This window comes from Streptomyces recifensis (assembly GCF_002154615.1).
Lineage (GTDB): Bacteria > Actinomycetota > Actinomycetes > Streptomycetales > Streptomycetaceae > Streptomyces > Streptomyces griseoluteus.
Genome location: NZ_MUNH01000754.1, coordinates 1 through 5,679, shown reverse-complemented (window position 1 = coordinate 5,679; position 5,679 = coordinate 1). Strand labels below are relative to the sequence as shown.

The 5,679-nt window shown below is 75.1% G+C and carries 6 protein-coding genes; 4 read left to right on the top strand and 2 right to left on the bottom strand.

The annotated features are described in order from the left end of the window. On the bottom strand, positions 1-717 hold a 717-nt coding region (locus tag CCN33_RS29325), incomplete at its 3' end, for a class I SAM-dependent methyltransferase (protein ID WP_086696380.1). A 132-nt stretch (positions 718-849) separates the two neighbouring features. Between CCN33_RS29325 and cobT the strand changes: the two genes are divergently transcribed. The 3 genes from cobT to CCN33_RS32585 all read left to right on the top strand — a co-directional run bounded on the left by cobT (position 850) and on the right by CCN33_RS32585 (position 4,508). Beyond that, positions 850-1,941, top strand: coding sequence for a nicotinate-nucleotide--dimethylbenzimidazole phosphoribosyltransferase (cobT, locus tag CCN33_RS29320; RefSeq protein WP_086696379.1), 1,092 nt, complete (start codon positions 850-852; stop codon positions 1,939-1,941). Positions 1,942-2,007: 66 nt separating this feature from the next. After that, the gene (locus tag CCN33_RS29315) at positions 2,008-3,825 is read left to right on the top strand and encodes a phosphatidylglycerol lysyltransferase domain-containing protein (RefSeq protein ID WP_244173978.1); all 1,818 of its coding nucleotides are present in this window, start codon (positions 2,008-2,010) and stop codon (positions 3,823-3,825) included. After that, a complete protein-coding gene (locus tag CCN33_RS32585) occupies positions 3,822-4,508 on the top strand; it encodes a hypothetical protein (RefSeq protein WP_208621955.1) in 687 nt (228 codons plus the stop codon). Before CCN33_RS29315 ends, CCN33_RS32585 begins: the two co-directional genes overlap by 4 nt. On the opposite strand, the gene CCN33_RS29305 is transcribed toward CCN33_RS32585, so the two are convergent. Then, entirely contained in the window at positions 4,448-5,212 is a 765-nt protein-coding gene (locus tag CCN33_RS29305; RefSeq protein WP_086696377.1) for a hypothetical protein, read from the bottom strand. The genes CCN33_RS32585 and CCN33_RS29305 overlap by 61 nt on opposite strands. A gap of 61 nt (positions 5,213-5,273) precedes the next feature. On the opposite strand from CCN33_RS29305, the gene CCN33_RS29300 reads away from it, so the two are divergent. Further along, on the top strand, positions 5,274-5,679 hold a 406-nt coding region (locus tag CCN33_RS29300), incomplete at its 3' end, for an adenosylcobinamide-GDP ribazoletransferase (RefSeq protein WP_140394742.1).

Here is a 5,679-nt window from a genome sequence, read left to right as displayed (position 1 = left end):
GAAGGTCGCGGTGAGGTCCTGGGGCTGGTGGACGCGGGCCGTGGTGGTGACCGTGCAGCCCAGGGCGTGCAGTTCGGCCTCCAGGTTGGGCAGCGGGAGCAGGTGGGCGTGCCGGTGCGGGAGCCAGTACGGGCCCAGAAGGGTGGCATAGGCGCTGTCGGGGGCCGGGGCCTCGACGACGAGGTGGCCGCCGGGGCGGAGTACGGCCAGGGCGGCCCGGAGTTCGGCGCGCGGGTCGGGGACGTGGGCCAGGTGGTGGAGCATGCTGACCACGTCGTAGCGGGCGCGCAGCCGGTCGGTGACGCCGGGCGTGGTGAGCAGCCCCCGGTGAGCCTCCTCGACCCGGCCCTCGGCGAGCGCCCGTTCGACCCGCGCGGTGGGGTCGAGTCCGTCGAAGCTGGTGTACGGGAAGAACTCCCGCGCGGCCTCCGGGAAATGGCCGTGCCCGGTCCCGACGTCGAGCCAGCTCTCGGGGTCGGCCAGCCCGGCGAGGGCGCGGGCGGTGGCGCGGTGGGAGCGGCCGGACGACGCGGGGGCGTCGGCGGGCGACCGGGGGTTCTGGAAGGCGTGGGCGCACCCCTCGCACTCGTCGAGGGCGACGGCTCGGGGCCCGCGCAGCCGGGTGCGCAGGCGGGCCGAGCCGCACCAGGGACAGTCCTCGCGGCGCGGGCCGGGGAACCGGTCGCTGACCTGCGGGGCGGAGGACGAGGACGGCATGGCGGCTCCTGTACGGGCATTTCGCGGTAAACCGGAACGTATGGGATGCCGATCTTGGGTGCAATGACGTGCGCCGGGCGTGGTGGCGGTGTGGCGCGGGATGCCTCGCGCGCGGGCGGTACTGTTCCGCGAATGGACAGCCTTCAACTCGACGACTTCACCGATCTGATCGAGCGCCCGGACGGCGGCGTGCGCCGGGACGCCGAGGCGCGGCGGGAGCGCCTGGCCGTACCGTCCGGCGCGCTGGGCCGGCTGGACGAGCTGGGCGAGTGGCTGGCGGCCGCGCAGGGCGCGGTGCCGGTACGGCCCGTCGAGCACCCGAAGCTGGTCCTCTTCGCCGGTGACCACGGCATCGCCTCCCTCGGCGTCTCCAGGCGCCCGGAGGCCGGCGCGGCCGCCCTGGTCCGCGCGGTGCTCGAGGGCGCGAGCCCGGCCGCGGTGCTGGCCCGCCGGCTGGACGTGCCGGTACGGGTGGTCGACCTGGCCCTGGACTGCGACCCGGACGCCTTCCCCGCCGAGGTGACCCGGCACCGGGTGCGGCGCGGCAGCGGCCGGATCGACATCGAGGACGCGCTCACCGCCGAGGAGGCCGAGGCGGCCTTCCGGGCGGGCATGGCGGTCGCCGACGAGGAGGCCGACTCCGGTACGGACCTGGTGGTGCTCGGCGACCTGAGCGTGGGCGGCACGACGGCGGCGGCGGTACTGGTGGCCGCGCTGTGCGGGACGGACGCCTCGGTGGTGACCGGGCGCGGCGGCGAGGCCATCGACGACCTGGCCTGGATGCGCAAGTGCGCGGCGGTGCGGGACGCGCTGCGCCGGGCCCGTCCGGTCCTCGGCGACCAGCTCGAACTGCTGGCGACGGTGGGCGGCGCCGACCTGACGGCGATGACCGGGTTCCTGCTCCAGTGCGCGGTGCGCAAGCTGCCGGTGATCCTGGACGGCGTGGTGGCCGCGGCCTGCGCGCTGGTGGGGCAGCGGGTGGCGTTCCGGGCGCCGGACTGGTGGCTCGCGGGCCACGACAGCGGTGAGCCGGGGCAGGCCAAGGCGCTGGACCGGATGGCGCTGGAGCCGCTGCTGACCCAGGGCGTACGGGTCGGCGAGGGCGCGGGCGCACTGCTGGCCCTTCCCCTGGTCCGCTCGGCCGCGGCGCTGGCCGCCGAGCTTCCGGAGCGGCCGGAGACCGAGAAGGCCGTGGAGTCCGCAGAGTCCGGACAGAGCGTCTAGCCCGGCCGCATCCCACGGCGCCGATGAGCGCGATTCCCGGCAAATGCGGACATATGATCACCGCTCATGGGAGATGTCCGAGTTGCCGACCGGTCGTGCGAGCCGGACCGACGGACGGAGCCGGACCGGCGGACCGAGCAGCCGGGGCGGCGGCCGGGCGGGGTGTCGTCCCGCCGGGCCGCCGCCGGTGCCGTCTGGTACCTGCGGGCCGTCGCGTTCGTCAACTTCCTCAGCGCGGTGTGGGTCTCGCTGGGCCAGGACGTGCGCCGCCACAACCAGGAGAACCTGTTCACGCCGTATCTGCTGACGGCCGGCTTCGCCTCGGGTGTGTTCACCGCCTTCCTGGCCATCACCATGCGGCGGCGCAAGCGGGCCGCGTGGATTCTCAACCTGGTGCTCAGCGGGGCGTTCCTGGCACTGTTCGCCATCGCCATGGCCTTCCCGGAGATCCGCCGCTCCCCGCAGAACTGGGTCTCCCTGGCACTGACGGCCGCCTTCGTCGCCGTCCTGCTGGTCGGCCGCCGGGAGTTCTACGCCAAGGGCGACCGCGCCAACCCCCGCCTCGCCACGGCCGTGGCCCTCGGTGGCGGTACGGCGGCCTCGCTGCTCGCCGCGCTGCTGGTGACGGCCACCAACCAGGCGCCCGACGCGGCCCGTTCGACGTTCTGGGAGCGCTGGCAGTACGGCACGCTGCGACTGGTGTCGGTGGCCACCGAGGAGTCCGGCTTCCCCGGCATCGACCCGCCCAACTGGGCCGACGTCAGCGTCAACGTGCTCAGCACCGCCCTCCTCCTCGCCGTCCTGTACGCCGCGTTCCGCTCCCGCCGCGCCGTCGACCCGCTCACCGAGGACGACGAGGAGCGGCTGCGGGAGCTGCTGGAGCGGCACGGCGAACGCGACTCCCTCGGCTACTTCGCGCTGCGCCGGGAGAAGAGCGTGCTGTGGTCCCCGACCGGCAAGGCGGCCGTCGCCTACCGGGTGGTGGGCGGGGTCAGCCTGGCCTCCGGAGACCCGCTGGGCGACCCCGAGGCATGGCCCGGCGCCATCGCGCCCTGGCTCGCCGAGGCGCGGGCCCACGGCTGGATTCCCGCGGTGATGGGCGCGAGCGAGGAGGCCGGGACCGTCTACGCCCGGCACGGCCTGGACGCCCTCGAACTCGGCGACGAAGCCGTCGTGGAGGTCGCCGACTTCACCCTGGAGGGCCGCGCCATGCGCACCGTGCGGCAGGCGTACAACCGCGTGCGGCGGGCCGGGTACGAGGTGCGGATGCGGCGGCACGAGGACATCCCGGCGGCCGAGATGGCCCGTCTCGTGGAGCGGGCCGACGACTGGCGGGACGGCGCCACCGAGCGCGGCTTCAGCATGGCGCTGGGCCGGCTCGCGGACCCCGGGGACGGCCGGTGCGTGATGCTGGAGTGCACCGACGCGGAGGGGCGGCTGCGCGCCCTGCTGTCGTTCGTGCCCTGGGGTCCGGGCGGGCTCTCGCTGGACCTGATGCGCCGTGACCGGGACAGCGACAACGGCCTGATGGAGTTCATGGTGATCGACCTCCTGCGCCGGTCGCGGGAGATCGGGGTCACCCAGGTCTCGCTGAACTTCGCCGTGTTCCGGTCGGTGTTCGAGCGCGGCGCCCGTCTCGGCGCGGGGCCGGTGCTGCGGCTGTGGCGCTCGCTGCTCAGCTTCTTCTCCCGCTGGTGGCAGATCGAGTCGCTGTACCGGGCCAACGCCAAGTACCGCCCCATCTGGGAGCCCCGCTTCCTGCTCTTCGAGAAGAGCGCCGACCTGCCCCGCATCGCCCTGGCGGCGGCCCGCGCGGAGGGGTTCCTGGAGGCGCCGGGCCTGCCGAAGTGGCTGCACCGCAGACAGCTGGAGACCCACCGGTGAGAGCGTGGGCCCGCGCCGAGTGGGGCCCGCTGTACGCGGCCCTGCGGACGGCGCTGCTCGCGCGCGGCCCGCTGCTCGGGGCGCCGCTCACGCTCGGCGCGGTGGGCCTGACCGCGCTGCTCCAGTTCGTGCAGAACCAGCCCTGGGGCTTCGCCCTGGTGGAGGCGGCCGGCGCCGTACGGGCCGCCGACCCGCTGTGGCTGGCCCTGCTGCGCACCCCGCTGTCCCTGTTCGTGCCCGCCCTGGACCTGCCGGTGTGGGGCGCGCTGGCCCAGGTGCTGTGCGTGTTCGGCATCGCGGAACTCTGTCTCGGCCGCCGCCGCACCCTGCTCATCGCCTACACCGCCACGCTCGCCGGGACGCTGTACGCCCGCGCCGGCGTCGCCCTCGGCCCGCACGCCCCCTTCGGCCTGCCCGCCTCGGACGCCCTCGTGGTGGACACCGGCCCGTCGGCGGCCGTGGTGGGCCTCGCCGTGTACGTCGCGGTACGGCACCACGCCCGCGTGACGGCGGTCGCGGTACCGGCCGCGATGGTGATCGAGGTGCTGCTCAAGGACAACCTGGCCGGCAAGGAGCATCTCGCGGCCCTGCTCGCCGTGGGCACCCTGTGCCTGGCGGGGCTTCAGCCGCCCCTCGGCAGCCGGGCCGGGGACGGGTCGGGCTTGCCGCCGATCCAGTCCTGAACCACCCGCTGGGGCCCGGCCCAGCGCCGGTCGTGCCGGTAGGCCCGCAGCAGGGACCGGGCGCGGGCGCGCGGGCGCCGGCCGTAGAAGCGCCGTGCCCAGAACGAGGCCGGCCGGGCCAGCCGGATGGCGCCCGCCAGGGCCAGCAGCGGCACGATCGCGCCGAACACGGCGGTACGGGCCTTGCCCTTGCTCAACGCGACCAGCGAGACGAGGAAGTTGGCGGTGACGAAGGCGATGACCTCGCCCCGGTCCTGCAGCTCGTCCTGCGAGAGGTCGTTGACCCCGAAGGGCGAGAAGCCGGCGAGCAGCAGCCCGACCAGCGCGGCGGTGACGACCACGACCTCGACGCTCTTGCGCCCCTCCGCGCTCCAGTACACGTCGTCCAGATGCAGGATCAGCGCGAACTCGTCCAGCACCAGCCCGGCGCCGATCCCGAAGACCACGGCGGCGATCGCGCCGCCCGCCCCGTGCCGGTCGCTGGCGACCGCGCCGAAGCCGCCGACGACGGTCAGCACCACACCGGGCACCACGTGATGGATGTGCATCCCGCCCGCCTGGACGTTGCCGAACGGGCCCTTCCCGGCGCGGATCAGCCGGACGATGATCCGGGTCACGACGAAGGTGAGCACGAACGAGAAGAGGGCCAGCAGCAGCGGAAGCTTGCCCGGTTCCAGGATGTTCCGCTCCCACCAGTGCCCCATGCGCGCACTTTATCCCCGGCCCGCCGACCGGGCCCGGCGACAGCCCCGGTAGCCTGCGCCGATGTCCGAGACCCCGCCGCCCCACCCGCTCGACGGGCCCCGCTTCGCCTTCGGCACCCTCACCGTGATCCCGGTCCGGGTGCACCGCTGGGACCGGACGGCCGCGCGGGCGGGCATGCTGTGCGCACCGCTGACCGGACTGGCCGTCGGCCTCGCGGCGGCCGGGCTCGGACTGTCGCTCCTGCTGCTGGGCGCGGGCCCGCTGCTCGCCGCCGTCGCCTCCACCGCCGTACCGGCCGCGCTCACCCGCGGGCTGCACCTGGACGGGCTCGCCGACACCGCCGACGGGCTGGGCAGCGGCAAGCCCGCCGAGCAGGCCCTCGCCATCATGAAGCGGTCCGACATCGGGCCGTTCGGCGTGGTCGCCCTGGTGCTGACGCTGCTGGCCCAGGTCGCCGCGCTCGCCG

What these genes read in the sequence shown, in the direction of transcription:
- cobT (WP_086696379.1), top strand. Translation starts at nt 850, where the DNA reads ATGGACAGCCTTCAACTCGACGACTTCACCGATCTGATCGAGCGCCCG.
- CCN33_RS29315 (WP_244173978.1), top strand. Translation starts at nt 2,008, where the DNA reads ATGGGAGATGTCCGAGTTGCCGACCGGTCGTGCGAGCCGGACCGACGG.
- CCN33_RS29305 (WP_086696377.1), bottom strand. Translation starts at nt 5,212, where the DNA reads ATGGGGCACTGGTGGGAGCGGAACATCCTGGAACCGGGCAAGCTTCCG.